Source organism: Salinisphaera sp. G21_0 (genome assembly GCF_017744115.1).
GTDB lineage: Bacteria > Pseudomonadota > Gammaproteobacteria > Pseudomonadales > Endozoicomonadaceae > Endozoicomonas.
In genome coordinates, this window is the sequence record NZ_JAGHQW010000003.1 from 87,397 (window position 1) to 103,074 (window position 15,678).

Here is a 15,678-nt window from a genome sequence, read left to right on the forward strand (position 1 = left end):
TTTTTGTTCAGAAGCGGGAGGTTATTTGATGAAAAAGGAGCTTTTTCTGTTACGTGAGGTGCTAATGAGATGGCTGTTTTTAACTATCAGTAAATCGAACTGTACATATCAACCTTAACCTTTTTCTTTCACCACCTATAATAGGGCTTGTTTCAGATTAGTCATTTTTAGTGAACTATTGTTTTTAAAATTGGTCATGTATTTAGAAATAAAATAAATCTGGAGCACATTTATGAACGGTGCGAGCAACTTCAATATATTTACAGATGGTTCTCAACGTAAATTTAGCCTCTTGAGTGATTTCCTGGATGATAACTATCCAAATCCTTTATTCGCCGGGCGTACAATTCAGAATGTCAAAGTCGAAGATAAACCGGCATTGTATCCTGAGAGCCAATCAACACAGCCTGGTTTATTTGCTGATAGTCAATTATCCAGTTTCAAAATCAGTACTGTTAAAACAGATCCTGACAGGCATTGCCCTCTGGAATTTAATGAAATTGCAGTTTCTCTTGCAACAAATACTGATAATGCGGACAAACCTCAAAGCGGGCCATTGAACCACTGCCTGGCGGGTACTGATAAGATGCCCCTGGAACAGGCAGCAATAAAGTCACTTCCTGCTATCGAAAGCAGATTCGAAGGTATCAGTCAAAACAACCGGCCGTCAGTTGATGATACTGAATCATCATCGAGTAATATTGTCGAACCTAACAATAAGAAGGCTGTCAAGAAGAGAAAACGCAAGGTGGCATGCCTGACAGGAGTCAGTAAGAAACGACGCTTGGCTAATGAGCGAGAACGGAACCGTATGGAAATAGTCAGGGGGGCAATGGGTGACTTAAAAGGAGTGCTCTGTGGAAGTTATTTCCCTGAAGAGACACGTAATGTGAAAATAAAGGATATTGAAATATTAAGGGGAGCCATTAATTATATTAAAATCCTGAATGATATGCTGGCAAATAGTTCCCCGGAGCAATCTCAATTACATTCCGCGTAGTGGATAAAATGACTTTTTGGGTGTTAACGAACATGATAGCCTGGTGATTGATACTCCCGGATCTCATAACACATTGTCTGAGTCTATTATGACTCAGACGAAAGCACTGGTAGAACATCTGATCGTATTCGTCGGTCTGGCTGTTCACTCTTGCTGGCTTATGATAAAGGCTTTTCAAATGGCTAAATTCCCATCAGTTCAATCAGTGGCTTTCTACATTCAGGCCCATAAAATACTGCGCCAACAGGCACCCTGTTTTCGGTTTCTTCCTTTACCAGTGCAATAATTTCAGCGCTGGCTAACCCGCCACAAAGTTCAATCATCTGGACACCGTTTTTCTCAACCAGTTCTCTGGCGATATCTGCGGCGGTTTCCCTGTGGTTCATATCAACGGATACACAATAAAAGTGGGCTTTTTCAGTAACATTCTCCTGGATGGATGAGGACTGTAATCCGGGCATGGCATAGATAAATGCAAACTTCATGTGAACTCCTTTTAAGTCTGTGTCAGGCAGGCTGGATTTGTCGAAAAGTAAGAGATGGAATTCTGGCAGAGGATAAAGGAAGTGCAAGAAAGAATATCAGGGCCCGTTGACGCGTCGTTACGAGTTCCGCGAAACGTCAACAGCCCCATGGATGGTCAGATAAAGCACGTTCTTAGGTTGGACATTAAGCTTATCCCTCCATTTTCATTGGGGTTTTGGATGGAACCACGAAGGACACGAAGAGCACAAAGAAGAGCTATTCTTTTCCTTCGTGCTCTTCGTGTCCTTCGTGGTTCCATCTTTAACTTGCAGAGGAGTAGGCGCTTAATGTCTATCCTAAGAAAGCACGTTAGCCAAAGTTGCCGGCAATATAGTCACGGGTCTTCTGGTTGTCGGCATTATGGAAAATCTTCTCGGTAGGGCCGAACTCCATCAACTCCCCAAGGTACATAAAGCCTGTGTAATCAGAGATACGCATCGCCTGTTGCATATTATGGGTGACAATCACAATGGTGTACTTTTCCCGCAGCTCGGAAATCAGCTCCTCAATGGCTGCCGTGGCCAGAGGGTCCAGTGCGGATGTCGGCTCATCCATCAGAATGACTTCGGGCTTCAGGGCAATAGTACGGGCAATGCACAGGCGCTGCTGCTGTCCGCCAGACAGGCTGCTGGCATCGGCATCCAGTTTGTCCTTTACCTCTTTCCACAGGTGAGCACGTTTCAGTGCCTTTTTGGCCCGTACTGCCATTTGTGGAGCTGACAGACCACCCTGCATTTTCAGGCCAAAAGTGATGTTGTCATAGATGGACATGGGGAAGGGCGTTGGCTTCTGGAACACCATGCCGACTTTGGAGCGCAATGCGTTTAAGTCCACATGGCTCTTGAGAATATCTTCACCGTCCAGTAATACCTCACCCTGGGCATGCTGAGTGCCGTACAGGTCATAGATACGGTTCATGGTTCGCAGCAGTGTGGATTTACCACAGCCGGATGGGCCGATCAAGGCGGTAACCCGGTTGTTATAAATGGGCATGTTGATATTTTTCAACGCGGGCTCAGCGCCTTTGTTATAGAAAAAATTCAGACCCTTAACTTCCATCCGTGGCATCGGGTTAGCACTTTCCAGTCCGGTTATGGCAACGTCAGATACTGTCTGGACACTGTCGATATGCTCAGGACGTTCTTCCATAAAAACATGCACGTTTTTATTCATGGTCATTTGGCAGCCTTTCTTGCTTTCAGCCAGCGAGGTAACACGGTGGCCAGAATATTGATAATCAGAATAAAAGTGGTAATCAGCAGGGCACCGGCCCAGGCCAGCTCATTCCATGACTCATAAGGGCTCATGGCGTACTGATAAATGGTCACCGGCAGGTTGGCCATGGGCTGGCTCATGTCCGTGGTCATATAATTGCTGTTCAGTGCGGTAAACAACAGCGGGGCAGTTTCACCGGTAATACGGGCCATGGCCAGCAGTACGCCAGTGATAATGCCGGGGCCGGCAGCGCGATAGCATAGTTTGGTAATGACCTGCCAGCGGGGTGCGCCGAGGCCGCTGCCTGCCTCTTTCAGGGTAGTTGGCACCAGTCGCAGCATCTCTTCAGTGGTACTGACAATAATGGGTAGTGCCAGAATTGCCAGGGCGGTTGCCCCTGCCCAGCCAGAGAATGAACCGGTGGTCACCACCACCATGTTATAAACGAACAGACCGATCAGGATCGAGGGTGCGCTCATCAGCATGCCGTTCAGAAAGCGCAGCATCTCTGCGGCCTTTGATGACTTGTTGCTTTCGGATAACCAGGTGCCAGCCAGAATGCCCAGGGGGGTGGCAATAACAATGCCCAGGGTGGTCAGCATCAAGCTGCCGACAATGGCGTTTTTCAGGCCGCCATGGCTACCGGGCCCCGGGGTCAATTCGGTAAAAATATGCAGTCCCATGCCGGCAATGCCCTTGCCCACCAGACTGGACAGTACGCTGGACAATACGACCAGGCCAAACAGTGCTGACAGTATGCAGAAACCGATAAACGCCCGGTTTTTGAGTTTTCTTAATGACATCACCAACTCCTTAACGCTTTCTCAACAGGATGCGCGCTGCACCCATAACCACAAAGGTCAGGATAAACAGCACCAGCCCCAGGCTGATCAATGAGGCAATATGCAGCTCATTGGTGGCCTCATTGAACTGTTGGGCAATGGTTGAGGAGATAGAGCTTGCTGGCATAAAGAGTGATGTCTCAATTCGATTGGCACCGCCAATAACAAAAGCAACCGCCATGGTTTCACCCAGGGCACGGCCAAGACCGAGAATACCCGCACCGACAGCAGCATTCTTGATGGTAGGCAACAGTACACGTGTGATGACCTCATAGGGTGTCGCGCCAATGCCGTATGCTGCCTCACGAACAACATTCGGCACGGTTTTCAGGGCATCGCGGGTCAGGGCGGTGATAATGGGCAGGATCATAAACGACAGAATGATACCCGCCGTCAGCAGGCCGATGCCGATGGGAGGACCATCAAACCAGGGGCCAATCAGGGGGATATTAACCAGGTTCTCCAGCGCCCAGAACTGGAAACCTTCAGAGAACCAGGGGGCGAAGACAAACAGGCCCCACATGCCATAGATAATGCTGGGTACTGCAGCCAGGAGTTCAATGGCCATACCCACGGGCCTGCTGATCCACTGTGGTGCCAGTTCAGCCAGGAAGATGGCGGTTCCAAGCCCAACGGGAATGGCGATAACAATAGCGATCAGCGAGGAAACCAGGGTACCGTAAATAGCGGCTGCGGCACCGAATTCACCACCGACAGGATCCCAAGTGTTATTGAAGATAAAGCCGGGGCCAAATTTGGCCAGCGCCTGCCAGCCACCGTCAATCAGGGAGAGAATGATGCCGATCAGCACCAGGAAGATTAATACGGCACTGGCAAAGCTGAGTCGATGGAAAATCGAATCGCCGTTGATTGTGCCAGGTCGTAATGTGAGAGCACTGGAGGTGGAATGCATAATTGTCGGGAGGGCAATGAGCCGTCAAGCTCATTGCCCTGAAATCCTTCCTACTTTTTTAAATAAACGTCACAGGTTTACTGGATGATGGCTGTGCCTTTGTGGGTCAGCTGCTCTTTCCAGGTGTTTTCAACCAGTTCAATGACGCTGTCTGGCATGGGGATGAAATCCAGCTTTTCCGCCATCTCGTCACCGTTCTCATAGCTCCAGTCAAAGAACTTGACGATCTCTCTGGCCCGTCCGGCATCCACCTGATCTTTGTGCATCAGGATGAACGTGGCAGCAGTCATTGGCCAGGAATCAGCGCCGGGCTGGTTATTCAACAGCAGGCGGAAGCCGGGAGCGTTTTTCCAGTCAGCGTTCATTGCGGCTGCCTGGAAAGTTTCCATTGTTGGTTGCAGAAACTTGCCTTCGGCACTGGCCAGCTGAGTGTGGCTCAGGTTGTTCTGCTTGGCAAAAGCATACTCGACGTAACCAATGGCACCACGGGTACGGCGGACAAAATTGGCCACACCGGCATTGCCGTTAGCGCCAATGGTGGTAGCCGCTTTGGGCCAAGAAATATCGGTGTTGGTGCCGACGTCGTTTTTCCAGGTTTCATTGACCTGACTCAGGTAGTCAGTGAAGTTATAGGTGGTTCCGGAGCCGTCTGAACGGTGTACCACGTAAATGGATTGTCCCGGAATCTTCAAATCCGGATTGATACTGGTAATGCGCTCGTCATTCCACTTTTTGATCTTGCCCATGTAGATATCAGCAACAATGTCACCGGTGAGTTTCAGGGCACCTGGTTCAATGCCCGGAATGTTGACCACCGGAACAATGGCACCCATCACCATCGGGAACTGAATCATGCCTTCATCATTCAGTTTCTGTTGATCCATTGGTGCGTCGGTAGCGCCAAAATCAACGGTCTTGGCCGTGATCTGACGAATACCGCCACCGGAACCGATGGCCTGATAGTTAATTCTTACGCCGGTTTCCTGGTTGTACTCTTCTGCCCACTTGGCATAGACAGGGTGCGGAAAACTGGCACCAGCACCGTTGATCGACTGTGCACTGGCTACTCCGGAAAGAGTGGCGGCGGCTAAAACTGAGGATACAACAACAGACTTTAAGAACGTCATGGTTCTTTTCCCCCGAAAACGCTTTGAGTGTGTTTGTGTTCGATGGGGGCGAGAATAGAGGGGAAATGTTACAGAAATATTACTTGTATATTGCAGAAGTATGACAGTCTGTTCACACGTTGAGGTTATGTTACCAGCGCTTTCCCAATCCATTAGCCATTGGCAGAAAAAAGCACACAGCAAAAATCCCGGGAGGCTTTTCACAAACATCAAAATAGTAAGTTTTCATAGTTAAAATCAAGCAGCAAAAACTCAATTAAACATTGAACGAAATAACTCCTGATAGTGTCTGAATAACAACAAGCGAGGATATTAAAATGACGCCAAACTGTACAACTAATAATCGACCGGTAATGTCAGGCAATACGGACGCAACGACTCAATCACCTGATAATTTGGCCCGGTGCCATGGCAAGGATCATTTACTACCCAATCTCATGCACGTAGCTGCTTCAGTATTTGTTGGAACGTGGACTGTCTTTGTAAACAGGGTTGTTATTGCAAAACTGAATGAACCTGGCCATGATTTTTTGGAGGATCATTTGACCTTTGCTGAGTTTCAGGAATACAGAGAATTAACTCCGCATAGCTCGCTTTTCTTATCACAGTTAGCAGTAACGTCAACAGCCATTTATCTTGCCTCCGGTGGCCTGTGCAAATTGTGTGGCGGATGTAAATCTATACTATATATGATGGGGCATGCACTTATTTTTCAGCGCCTGATGCCACAGCAAACCAACCTGCAGGAGACTGTGATTAAGCCTAAGCAGCTTCCTTAGGCTGAATTTGTGACCTGGTCAGGGGTAGAAATGGTGGTAGCGACGCTCATTGGTAGTCTCATTAACTTTTGGGCAATGGTGGAGTAGATAAAGTTGGCTGGCATAAATTCAGTGATGCCTCAATACGGTTGGTGCCGCCAATAATAAAAGCAGCTGCCATGGTTTCACCCGGGGCACGGCCAAGACCGGGAATGCCTGCACCTGCCTTAAAAAAATTGAACGAAATACCTTCTGATAGTGTCCACAAAAAAAATTAACAAATGAGGATTTTAACATGATGTCAAACAGTGCAACTAATAATACTGGACCAGTGCTGCCAGGTAATATGGATGCAACCACTCGATCACCTGATAATTTAACCCGGCGAAATGGCAAACATCTTTTGCAATCCACGCTCACGCATGCAGCTTATGCAATAGCTTTTGGATCGTATACTACCCTGGTAAACCAATTCGTGGTTTCAACACTGAATCAACCTCGCGATGATTTTTTGGCCTATCATTGTTTCAATAATTTGTCCAGTGCTGAGAGAAACGAGTACACAGATCTAACTCCGTATGCTCCGGCTTATTTGTCACAGGTGGCAGTTGCGTCAACATCCTTTTTTCTTGCCACCGGTGGCCTGTGCACATTGTATGAGGGATGTAAATCTATATATGACCGGGCATGCACCTGTTTTTCAGGGCCTGATGTCGCAGCAAATCAACCTGCAGAAGACTATCCATAAGTTAATGATGAAGTCTAAGTCGCTTCCCTTGTCTGAATTCCTGACCAGATAGCAGCCATAATGCTTTACAGGTGTTATGGTTTTCGGACGACTCTGGTCATCTCTTATCCGGGATGACCATTCGCCATTCCAGCGCTTTCCCATTCCATTTGCCCGTGGCAGGTAAAATAAACCGAAGCTAACCTGAAAAACCAAACCGGGAAAATTTCCATCGACATCAAAATATTAACCATTGATAGTAAAAATAATTAAAAAAAAGTTGATTAGAATTGAACGAAATACCTCCTGATATTGTCTTAAAAATGTCAACCAGTGAGGATATTAAGAATGACTCCAACAACTCGTTTAGCCGGTTTTAACGCTGGATCATCAATGCCAGGCAATCCCGAATCCGAGGCTGTAACTAATCCACCTGATAATTCAACCCAGCGAGAACGCAATGATTTTTATTCATCAACGATCTTTCGTGCCTTATATTCAATTGCTGTTGGGACGTGTACTACCTTTGTAAAAAATCGGGTCGTTTCACCACTGAATGATCCTGGTAAAGTCTTTTTGAGGGAGCATTGTTTTAATAATATGTCCCTTGCTGAGTCTGATGAGTACGGAGAACTAACTCCGTTTACCCCGCTCTTTTTGACAGAGATAGCAGTAACATCAACAGCTTTTTTTGTTGCCAGCGGTAGCTTGTGCAAGATGTATAACGGATGTAAATCAATCTATGACCGGCTATGCCACACTCCGGCATATGAACGGCTATGCCATATTCCGACACATGATGCCATCGCAATGCAACCTGAACCTAAACCTGAACCTGAACCTGAAGAAGTCTAGGATTTTTCATTTGTGAGGTGAAGCGGCTCTATTTACGGAACTGCTTCCCAAATCACCATAGCTAAATGATAAGAGGTAAGCAGCGATTCCCGCAAATAGGCAAAATTATTGATATTTAAGGGAATGTCTAAACACAATGCGCAGTCTTTTTTTGGTTTAATCGCTATTAATCAAAAGATTTGATCAATTTTTTGGGGGAGTCGCTGGGCAGTAAGTAATGTGGAAATTCAGTTGGAGTATCCTTAGGGGCTCCGAAATCAATCCCTTCCTTTTTATGCATAAGCCTCCTTTGATTTAGCATATTGACTGTTTCTAGTTGTCTTTGGGACAAGGTAACCTTCTGTGGCTTGTCAAAGTGTATTTTCAGATTTTTAGCATCACGCTGACTGGCCGGCAGCGCGATTTTTTGTTGCTTGACGTGTTCTAGTGCTGAATCTATATTCGGGTGTTCCAACCGTGGCCCTCTGAGGCTAACTAATTTCTCCTCCTGCTGGTACATTCTCCTCTTGACCGCTTCAATGACGTCAGTTCCTTCTTTATTAGTGACGGCGCTGATACCCTGATTGCAACAAAAATATTTTTCCTGTTCTATGGTTTTCGGATGCATATACGTTGGCATCGTTATTCTTAATGATTTCATTCGTAATTTATTTTCTTCAATTTTATTGTCTTCATTGTCTTTATCGTCTTTTATTTTGTCCGTTCCCATGACCTTTGGGCTGAGATGCTTTTTTAATTCCTCCCTGAAAAATTTATAGTGAGGAGCATACTCATTTTTTGTCTCTGAGAGATAAGAATCCAGCTGATATTGAGTGACCGGAAGCTTGATGTTGGTTTCTACTTTGATATAAAAAAGAGTCAATAACTGTTCTAAGCCATTGATCGTTACCTGGGCGTTAATAGCACCGGTTCCTGGTTGATAAAACACTTTGTCAACGTTGATTTTACCCGAAATGCCAAGCTGGTTGGCAAGCTCACTGCCCTTAATGATGTCAACAGTATGAATATCCAGTTTTTCTGAATCGTTATGAATGTAAATCATACTGTCAGTTTCAAAGCAGTGCTGACTTATGGGAGGGATTATGCTATCAGGGCCACTAACAGGCATCGTTTTTTCGAAAAATTGATCATCTGCATCGCTATCATCCGCAATAGCCACACATAATGAATCCTTGATTAATGATGTGGACGCGTGATCAGTGGATTTGCCCGGTGAGGCATTAAACCAGAATGAAAAGTATCGTCGCGGATCATCATCATTATCGGGAATACGGCATTCTAATTCGTCAGAATCTCCTGTTGATGGAGGAGGCATTGTCGTGGTTTTATCGGGATGAGTATCCTTGTCAGAAGGAAGAGATACTAAGATATAACCGTCAACACTACGAACTGATATATTGTATGAAGAAATTTTTTCTGGTTGAAGGCTGCTTTCTTCAGACGACAAAAGTAAGCTTGGAAATAAAGCCTTGGCGACAGTAACCGGGATGCTCAGAAAACTGGCAAAAATACAGTTATCTTGAAGATAGCCAGTGTATTTTGAATCCATTAAATTTGATACTGTATTAGACATTGGGTGCTCTATAATAACTTTCGTTTATAAATAAGAATTTTTTAATTTGATTCGGTTCTTCCTGTTTTTGCGTCCAATCCTTTTTCACAGGATGTGATTCTTACTTTTATTCGACCAATAATTTGGAATATGGTTCCATTTTATTTCCGATTTTTCTTATTTACTCATTTTTCAAGGCCATTGTGCTATCTTATTGTTGGTTTTTTTCAGAAAACCATTCCTTGCATATCATCATCTGGCATTCAACAGGAGGCCTGATATGGACAATACCACCGCTGAACTGGAAGTTGATGCCGATCACTGTCTAGAGATTGGCCAGGTGATTGCACCCGGAGATACTCACCTCGAATTGACCATAAAGGGGGATACTGAGCAACAGGCAAACGACCAGATGGCAACGATGGAAGCCCTGGCCAACAGTATTTCTGACCACTGTCAGGTAAAGAAAACGGTGAATCTCCATCAGGGCAGTGCCACTATTGATGCCATGTTTGATTTTGACTGCACAGCAGAAAAACTGATTTTTGAATTGTATCTCAGGTAGTAATTTTACTTATTATTGTTATGGCTGTTTGATGATTATTTGATCATTGATGCCTGGTTTAAACGATGGTTAACAGGCGATTAACAGTCGTTAACAGTAACGATCAGAAATCCACGAAGCTCAATGTTGGCGCGGTGTCCAGCGAAATTGTAAGGCTTTGACACAGGATTTTCCGGTGGTATAGTTGCCGCTCCCGTAACAATGCCACTGCTCTTTTACGGTATTGCTTACCTCTCACTTGAAATTTCCGAATTCTTCACCCGGAGTATCTCATGACCGCTATCAAGGAAATCAAGGCTCGCGAAGTCCTCGATTCTCGTGGTAATCCCACTGTTGAAGCTGACGTCATTCTTGAGTCTGGTGCCTTTGGTACTGCCTGTGCTCCCAGCGGCGCTTCCACGGGTTCCCGCGAAGCTCTGGAGCTGCGTGATGGTGACAAGTCCCGCTACCTGGGCAAGGGCGTTCTGCAAGCCGTTGCCAATGTTAACGGTCCTATCCGTGAAGCACTGCTTGGTTTTGATGCCAATGACCAGCGTGGCCTGGATCAGAAGATGATCGATCTGGACGGCACTGACAACAAAGCCAAACTGGGCGCTAACGCCATCCTGGCGGTGTCTCTGGCCGCTGCCAAAGCCGCTGCCGTTGATAAAGGCATGCCTCTGTACGCGCACATTGCTGAGCTGAACGGTACTGCTGGCCAGTTCACCATGCCAGTGCCAATGATGAACATCCTGAACGGCGGTGAGCACGCTGACAACAACGTTGACATTCAGGAATTCATGATCCAGCCGGTTGGTGCCAAAAACTTTGCTGAAGCGCTGCGCATGGGTGCTGAAGTATTCCACGCTCTGAAGAAAGTACTGTCTGACAAAGGTCTGAACACTGCCGTGGGCGACGAAGGTGGTTTTGCACCAAACCTGGCTTCCAATGCAGACGCTCTGGCGGTCATCAAAGAAGCCGTTGCTGCGGCCGGTTACACTCTGGGCACCGACATCACTCTGGCTATGGACTGTGCAGCTTCCGAGTTCTACGAAGATGGCAAGTACAACCTGAAAGGCGAAGGCAAAGTCTTCACTTCCAATGAGTTCTCTGACTACCTGAAAGGTCTGACCGAAGAATACCCGATTATCTCCATTGAAGATGGTCTGGATGAATCTGACTGGGATGGCTTCAAGTACCAGACTGAACTGCTGGGCGACAAGATCCAGATCGTTGGTGACGACCTGTTTGTAACCAACACCAGGATCCTGAAAGAAGGTATCGATAAGGGCATCGCCAACTCTATCCTGATCAAGTTCAACCAGATCGGCTCTCTGAGCGAAACTCTGGATGCGATCAAGATGGCCAAAGACGCTGGCTACACTGCCGTTATCTCTCACCGTTCCGGTGAAACCGAAGACGCTACCATCGCTGACCTGGCGGTAGGTACCTGTGCTGGCCAGATCAAGACCGGTTCTCTGTGCCGTTCTGACCGTGTAGCCAAGTACAACCAGCTGATCCGTATCGAAGAGCAGCTGGAAGGCAAAGCGCCTTACCGTGGTGTTGCTGAATTCAAGCGTGCCTGATTGGCAGTCACTGCTGATGGAAAGGGGAGGCTTTAAGCCTCCCTTTTTTGTTTGCCCGGCGAAGCGGGCAAACCCGTCAGGCGCAAAGAAGCCTGAGCCGCCCCGACCGGGGGAAAGTCAATCCGTCGATCGCCCTTTACCTGTGAACTTTTGGAGCAGACTTTCGGGCCTTTTTGCCAGGGGGTGGCGACAGTTTATTTAAAGAGCACTGGGGATGTGGCGCTAAATCTTCCTTATAAAGGTGCCAGACCTGCACCAGTTGAGCGTCGTTACTGATCGTCATTAAATGTCCCCCGTGGGCACTGAATGTTACCAGGTCAAGCTTGTAATGTTGGTGCAGCGTCGATTTGTGTAACCAGTTGCCGTCTGCCGTAAGGCCATAGATTATGATGGCGTCATCATTTCTGGCTTCGATGACAATATGGGAGCCATCGTGGTTAAATTTGGCGGAGTAAACTCCGCCTGCTGTCGTAAAATTGAGGCTGGTTATCCAGTTGCCACCGGCCGTACAAGTGTGGATTCTGGCGTTGCATACAGGTAGGGATATTGGTGAGTAATTGCGGGAAAATGTCAGGATATGCCGACTGTCAGCGCTGAACGTGGCTGAGGTAATATACATATCATCATGGACGATAATCTGTTGTTTTGACCAGCGCCTGGTGTTTGCATCATACCGGTAGATCTTTGCTGTATGATCGTTACTGGCCGTGACTAAATAGTGGCTATCGGGACTGAATCTAGTAGAAGAAATTTGTCGTTTATGCTTAATCGTGGTTTTATGTTGCCAGTTGTCGCGGGTATCAAAGCTCAGGATTCTGGCAGCATATTCGTAGCTCTCCGTTACTGCATGGCGGCTGTCAGGGCTGAATGAAATGTAGGTGATTTCCTGGGAGTGGTTAATACAGGTTTTTTTTACCCAACCGTTATCGGTGTTGCTGAAAATCGTTGCGGTACGATCAGGTTGGTTATTTTTGTCGCTAATGGTGATTATATGTTTGCTATCAGGGCTGAATTCAGCGGCACTGACCTTGCCATTATGGTTCAGGGTGGTCAGCTCCAGCCAGTTGCCGTTGCTGTCACGGCCATGGATTTTCGCCGTGTGATCGTCACTGGTGGTGACTATAAAGCGGCTGTCAGGGCTGAATATTGTTGAAAAAATCCTCCCTTTGTGTCCCATTGTTGTTGTTACTGCCCAGCGGCCAGTCTGGTCTATTGAGCATATTATGGCCCTGCGACCACTCCTGGCCATCACTGCATGGCGGCTGTCGGGACTGAAAGTTGCCGAGCTGATAAATCTATCAGAAATGATGATGAGTTTTTCTGTCCAGCTGCCGTCGGCATTGCAGCTGGTGATTTTTGCGGTTGAAGCCGTGTAGCTCAATATATGCCGGTTATCAGTGCTGAAGGTAATCCGCCGCACTCTGTCTTCATGGGCAATGGCTATCTCTGTGGGCCTTGTGGTGATTTCCGTTCTGCCGTAATCCGCACCGCAGCGCGCGTAACTGTTGGTCGCCAGAAAGCGTCCATCGCCGCTGAGTGTGGCTGATGCAGCCGTAAAGGGGATGCAATCGATGGATATTGCCAATTCCGGCTGGAAAGTACGACAGTTAACCATCAACTGGTTCACTGTGTAAAACAGGATTTGCGGGAAATATTTCCCTTTTTGTGGTTCCCGTGGCGGTATGTCGTTGTCTGTCACTTCCCCGGCTGACTGGCCGCAAATAGTGCTGATCAGCGTTTCATTGCCGGTGAATTGCCCCAGCCAGGCTTTCAGTTCCTGGTTGCTGATGTTTTTGGCAATCTGGATGAATTGCTGCTGTTGCCGTGGCTCGAACTGTTTAAACCAGATCCTGGCGGGCAGATGCTCTGCACGGACGATAGCCAGCAAAGACGAACAGGTCTGTGCCATGGCCTTGATATCACGATCCCCTAAAAAACCCAGTATGTGCCTTATGGGTTGCTCTGGAAGATCCAGCAATAGCAACGGCCTTGGGCTGGAAACGGCGGTGATTCGGTTATTGGTTCTGTGTTCCACGGGCAGGATGGGGGTGGCAGTCGGGGGTATATAGCTGTTGGTACTGCCAATGGGATCGCCAGTCGGCATATTCCGAACTCCCGGGTTTTTAGCCTGCGGGTGATAGGTAGCCAGTACCAGATTGAACTCAACAGGTAATACAACTTGGGTGTCTTTCGTTCATAAATACCCAGGATAGTAAGAGCGATTATTTGAGTTGCTTATTTTGATGTCTGGCTTTTTTCTAATGACCTTCATTAATGTGAAACAGTTCAAATAACTGGTCATATGTTAAACCACGGGTACTCCTGTTAAACTTCACCGTTAAGTCTCTATTACTGCCCCAGCTTTTTGCATCCTGTTTCTGGTGCTGCCCCTGCTGCTGGATAGTGACGGTTTAAAGCGGAACTGATGATGAAAAAACTGGCAATAGCCCTGTTGACACTGCTGCTGGTTTACCTGCAAACCAGGCTCTGGATTGGTGAAGGCAGTGTGGCTGAAATGTTGACACAACAAGATAACCTTGAGCGTTTCAGGCTGGAGAATGAACGTTTGTACCAGCGTAATCGTCTGCTGGCCAAAGAGGTTGTGGAGCTGCAGCAGGGGCTGGAAACGGTTGAAGAGAGAGCGCGTCAGGAGCTGGGTATGATCCGCAGTGATGAAACGTTCTTTTTGACTTACGATTAAATCCTGTATTGGTCAGGAGCCGTTTCTGAGCGGGCTTCTGGATGTTCAAACTAAGGGTGACAGAGTGAGTAGCGTAGAAACCATGAATACGGTTCGGTACTGGGCGGTTGTTCCGGCAGCAGGCGTTGGCCGCCGAATGAATATCGATATTCCCAAGCAGTATCTTGAAATCAAGGGCAAGCCCCTGGTGGTGCATACTCTGGAGCGGTTGCTGGATTTTCCCGGTCTGGAAAAGATCGTGGTGGTGCTTGATCATAATGATGAGTATCACCAATCCATTGAATTACTCCGCAACCCAAGAATTCTCCTGGCCCAGGGGGGGGATGAGCGTTACCACTCGGTACTTAATGGTTTGAAAGTGCTATTGGATATAGGTTCCCCTGATGACTGGGTACTGGTTCATGATGTGGCCCGCCCCTGCATTCGCCGTTCTGATATGGAGTGGCTGGTTAATCAGCTCCATAACCACCCTGTGGGAGGTCTGCTGGGTTGCCCGGTTACCGATACCATCAAGCGGGCCGGGGGCAATGATGTTGTATCTGAAACAGTAGACCGTCAGGGACTCTGGCATGCCATGACACCGCAGATGTTCCGTCTCGAAATGCTGCACGATGCAATGGCAAAAGCGATAGCGGATAAGATGCCGGTAACGGATGAAGCCAGTGCCATTGAATACGCTGGCAAACAGCCCGTGATGGTGGAAGGACATGCCGATAATATTAAGGTGACCCGGGGAACTGATCTGGCTCTGGCCACTCTATATATAGAACAGCAGTCGAAACTTATTGAGGTCACTTGATGCGTATTGGTCATGGGTTTGATGTTCACCGCTTTGGTGAAGGTGATTATATTGTTCTGGGCGGAGTGAAAATCCCTCACACCCATGGGCTGGTGGCGCACTCTGATGGCGATGTGCTGCTTCATGCCCTTTGCGACGCACTTCTGGGAGCGGCAGGTCTGGGTGATATTGGCAAGCATTTTCCGGATACTGATGAACGCTATGCTGGCATTGATAGTCGCAAGTTACTGCGTCATGTTATTGCCCTGCTTGAGCAGCACAACCTGGTTCCCGTCAATATGGACAGTACCATCATTGCCCAGTCTCCTAAAATGGCACCGCACATTGATCAGATGCGGCAGAATATCAGCGAAAACATGGGGATTGACCCATCTCTGGTGAATGTCAAAGCGACCACCACTGAAAAGCTGGGCTATACCGGTAGAAAAGAGGGTATCGCAGTTCACGCCGTTGTTCTGTTGACAGATTTGGGATCATGATTCAAAGGGTGGAGTCTTCTGGACAAGAAGGCCCACCACCCATGGTTATTTTTCG

General features: G+C 47.4%; 16 protein-coding genes. 9 read left to right on the top strand and 7 right to left on the bottom strand.

Features of this window, described 5'->3' with window-relative positions; translation table 11 throughout:
• Nucleotides 1–232 precede the first annotated feature (232 nt).
• Nucleotides 233–1,000, top strand: coding sequence for a helix-loop-helix domain-containing protein (locus J7439_RS02255; RefSeq protein WP_209200063.1), 768 nt, complete (start codon nucleotides 233–235; stop codon nucleotides 998–1,000).
• 182 nt (nucleotides 1,001–1,182) lie between these two features.
• On the opposite strand, the gene J7439_RS02260 is transcribed toward J7439_RS02255, so the two are convergent.
• The 5 genes from J7439_RS02260 to pstS form a co-directional block, all read right to left on the bottom strand.
• Nucleotides 1,183–1,485 (bottom strand): DUF6506 family protein, encoded by a 303-nt coding sequence (locus J7439_RS02260; RefSeq protein ID WP_209200064.1) that lies wholly within the window; start codon nucleotides 1,483–1,485, stop codon nucleotides 1,183–1,185.
• A 349-nt stretch (nucleotides 1,486–1,834) separates the two neighbouring features.
• A complete protein-coding gene (gene pstB, locus J7439_RS02265) occupies nucleotides 1,835–2,593 on the bottom strand; it encodes a phosphate ABC transporter ATP-binding protein PstB (protein ID WP_353620097.1) in 759 nt (252 codons plus the stop codon).
• A gap of 107 nt (nucleotides 2,594–2,700) precedes the next feature.
• Nucleotides 2,701–3,543 carry a phosphate ABC transporter permease PstA gene (gene pstA, locus J7439_RS02270; RefSeq protein ID WP_209200065.1) on the bottom strand — a complete coding sequence of 281 codons (843 nt, stop codon included), beginning with the start codon at nucleotides 3,541–3,543 and terminating at the stop codon, nucleotides 2,701–2,703.
• A gap of 10 nt (nucleotides 3,544–3,553) precedes the next feature.
• Entirely contained in the window at nucleotides 3,554–4,495 is a 942-nt protein-coding gene (gene pstC, locus J7439_RS02275) for a phosphate ABC transporter permease subunit PstC (RefSeq protein WP_209200066.1), read from the bottom strand.
• 77 nt (nucleotides 4,496–4,572) lie between these two features.
• Nucleotides 4,573–5,622 carry a phosphate ABC transporter substrate-binding protein PstS gene (gene pstS / locus J7439_RS02280; protein ID WP_209200067.1) on the bottom strand — a complete coding sequence of 350 codons (1,050 nt, stop codon included), beginning with the start codon at nucleotides 5,620–5,622 and terminating at the stop codon, nucleotides 4,573–4,575.
• A 317-nt stretch (nucleotides 5,623–5,939) separates the two neighbouring features.
• Here pstS and J7439_RS02285 point away from each other — a divergent pair, with 317 nt between their 5' ends.
• The 3 genes from J7439_RS02285 to J7439_RS02295 all read left to right on the top strand — a co-directional run bounded on the left by J7439_RS02285 (nucleotide 5,940) and on the right by J7439_RS02295 (nucleotide 7,962).
• A complete protein-coding gene (locus J7439_RS02285; RefSeq protein WP_209200068.1) occupies nucleotides 5,940–6,401 on the top strand; it encodes a hypothetical protein in 462 nt (153 codons plus the stop codon).
• A 274-nt stretch (nucleotides 6,402–6,675) separates the two neighbouring features.
• The gene (locus J7439_RS02290; RefSeq protein WP_209200069.1) at nucleotides 6,676–7,128 is read left to right on the top strand and encodes a hypothetical protein; all 453 of its coding nucleotides are present in this window, start codon (nucleotides 6,676–6,678) and stop codon (nucleotides 7,126–7,128) included.
• A gap of 327 nt (nucleotides 7,129–7,455) precedes the next feature.
• Nucleotides 7,456–7,962, top strand: a complete 507-nt coding sequence (locus J7439_RS02295; RefSeq protein ID WP_209200070.1) for a hypothetical protein — start codon at nucleotides 7,456–7,458, stop codon at nucleotides 7,960–7,962.
• Nucleotides 7,963–8,128: 166 nt separating this feature from the next.
• Here J7439_RS02295 and J7439_RS02300 read toward each other — a convergent pair whose 3' ends face one another.
• The gene (locus J7439_RS02300) at nucleotides 8,129–9,535 is read right to left on the bottom strand and encodes a hypothetical protein (RefSeq protein ID WP_209200071.1); all 1,407 of its coding nucleotides are present in this window, start codon (nucleotides 9,533–9,535) and stop codon (nucleotides 8,129–8,131) included.
• Nucleotides 9,536–9,794: 259 nt separating this feature from the next.
• Here J7439_RS02300 and J7439_RS02305 point away from each other — a divergent pair, with 259 nt between their 5' ends.
• Nucleotides 9,795–10,079 (top strand): DUF406 family protein, encoded by a 285-nt coding sequence (locus tag J7439_RS02305; RefSeq protein ID WP_209200072.1) that lies wholly within the window; start codon nucleotides 9,795–9,797, stop codon nucleotides 10,077–10,079.
• A 272-nt stretch (nucleotides 10,080–10,351) separates the two neighbouring features.
• Complete coding sequence (gene eno, locus J7439_RS02310; RefSeq protein ID WP_209200073.1) at nucleotides 10,352–11,644, top strand: phosphopyruvate hydratase; 1,293 nt, start codon at nucleotides 10,352–10,354, stop codon at nucleotides 11,642–11,644.
• A gap of 136 nt (nucleotides 11,645–11,780) precedes the next feature.
• On the opposite strand, the gene J7439_RS02315 is transcribed toward eno, so the two are convergent.
• Nucleotides 11,781–13,748 (bottom strand): WD40 repeat domain-containing protein, encoded by a 1,968-nt coding sequence (locus J7439_RS02315; RefSeq protein ID WP_209200074.1) that lies wholly within the window; start codon nucleotides 13,746–13,748, stop codon nucleotides 11,781–11,783.
• A gap of 324 nt (nucleotides 13,749–14,072) precedes the next feature.
• Between J7439_RS02315 and J7439_RS02320 the strand changes: the two genes are divergently transcribed.
• The 3 genes from J7439_RS02320 (at nucleotide 14,073) to ispF (ending at nucleotide 15,623) form a co-directional block, all read left to right on the top strand.
• The gene (locus J7439_RS02320) at nucleotides 14,073–14,345 is read left to right on the top strand and encodes a septum formation initiator family protein (protein WP_353622983.1); all 273 of its coding nucleotides are present in this window, start codon (nucleotides 14,073–14,075) and stop codon (nucleotides 14,343–14,345) included.
• 82 nt (nucleotides 14,346–14,427) lie between these two features.
• Nucleotides 14,428–15,144: a 2-C-methyl-D-erythritol 4-phosphate cytidylyltransferase gene (gene ispD / locus J7439_RS02325; protein ID WP_209275785.1), complete on the top strand. Its 717-nt coding sequence runs from the start codon at nucleotides 14,428–14,430 to the stop codon at nucleotides 15,142–15,144.
• Nucleotides 15,144–15,623: a 2-C-methyl-D-erythritol 2,4-cyclodiphosphate synthase gene (ispF, locus tag J7439_RS02330; protein ID WP_286198145.1), complete on the top strand. Its 480-nt coding sequence runs from the start codon at nucleotides 15,144–15,146 to the stop codon at nucleotides 15,621–15,623. Before ispD ends, ispF begins: the two co-directional genes overlap by 1 nt.
• The last annotated feature ends 55 nt before the right edge of the window (nucleotides 15,624–15,678 follow it).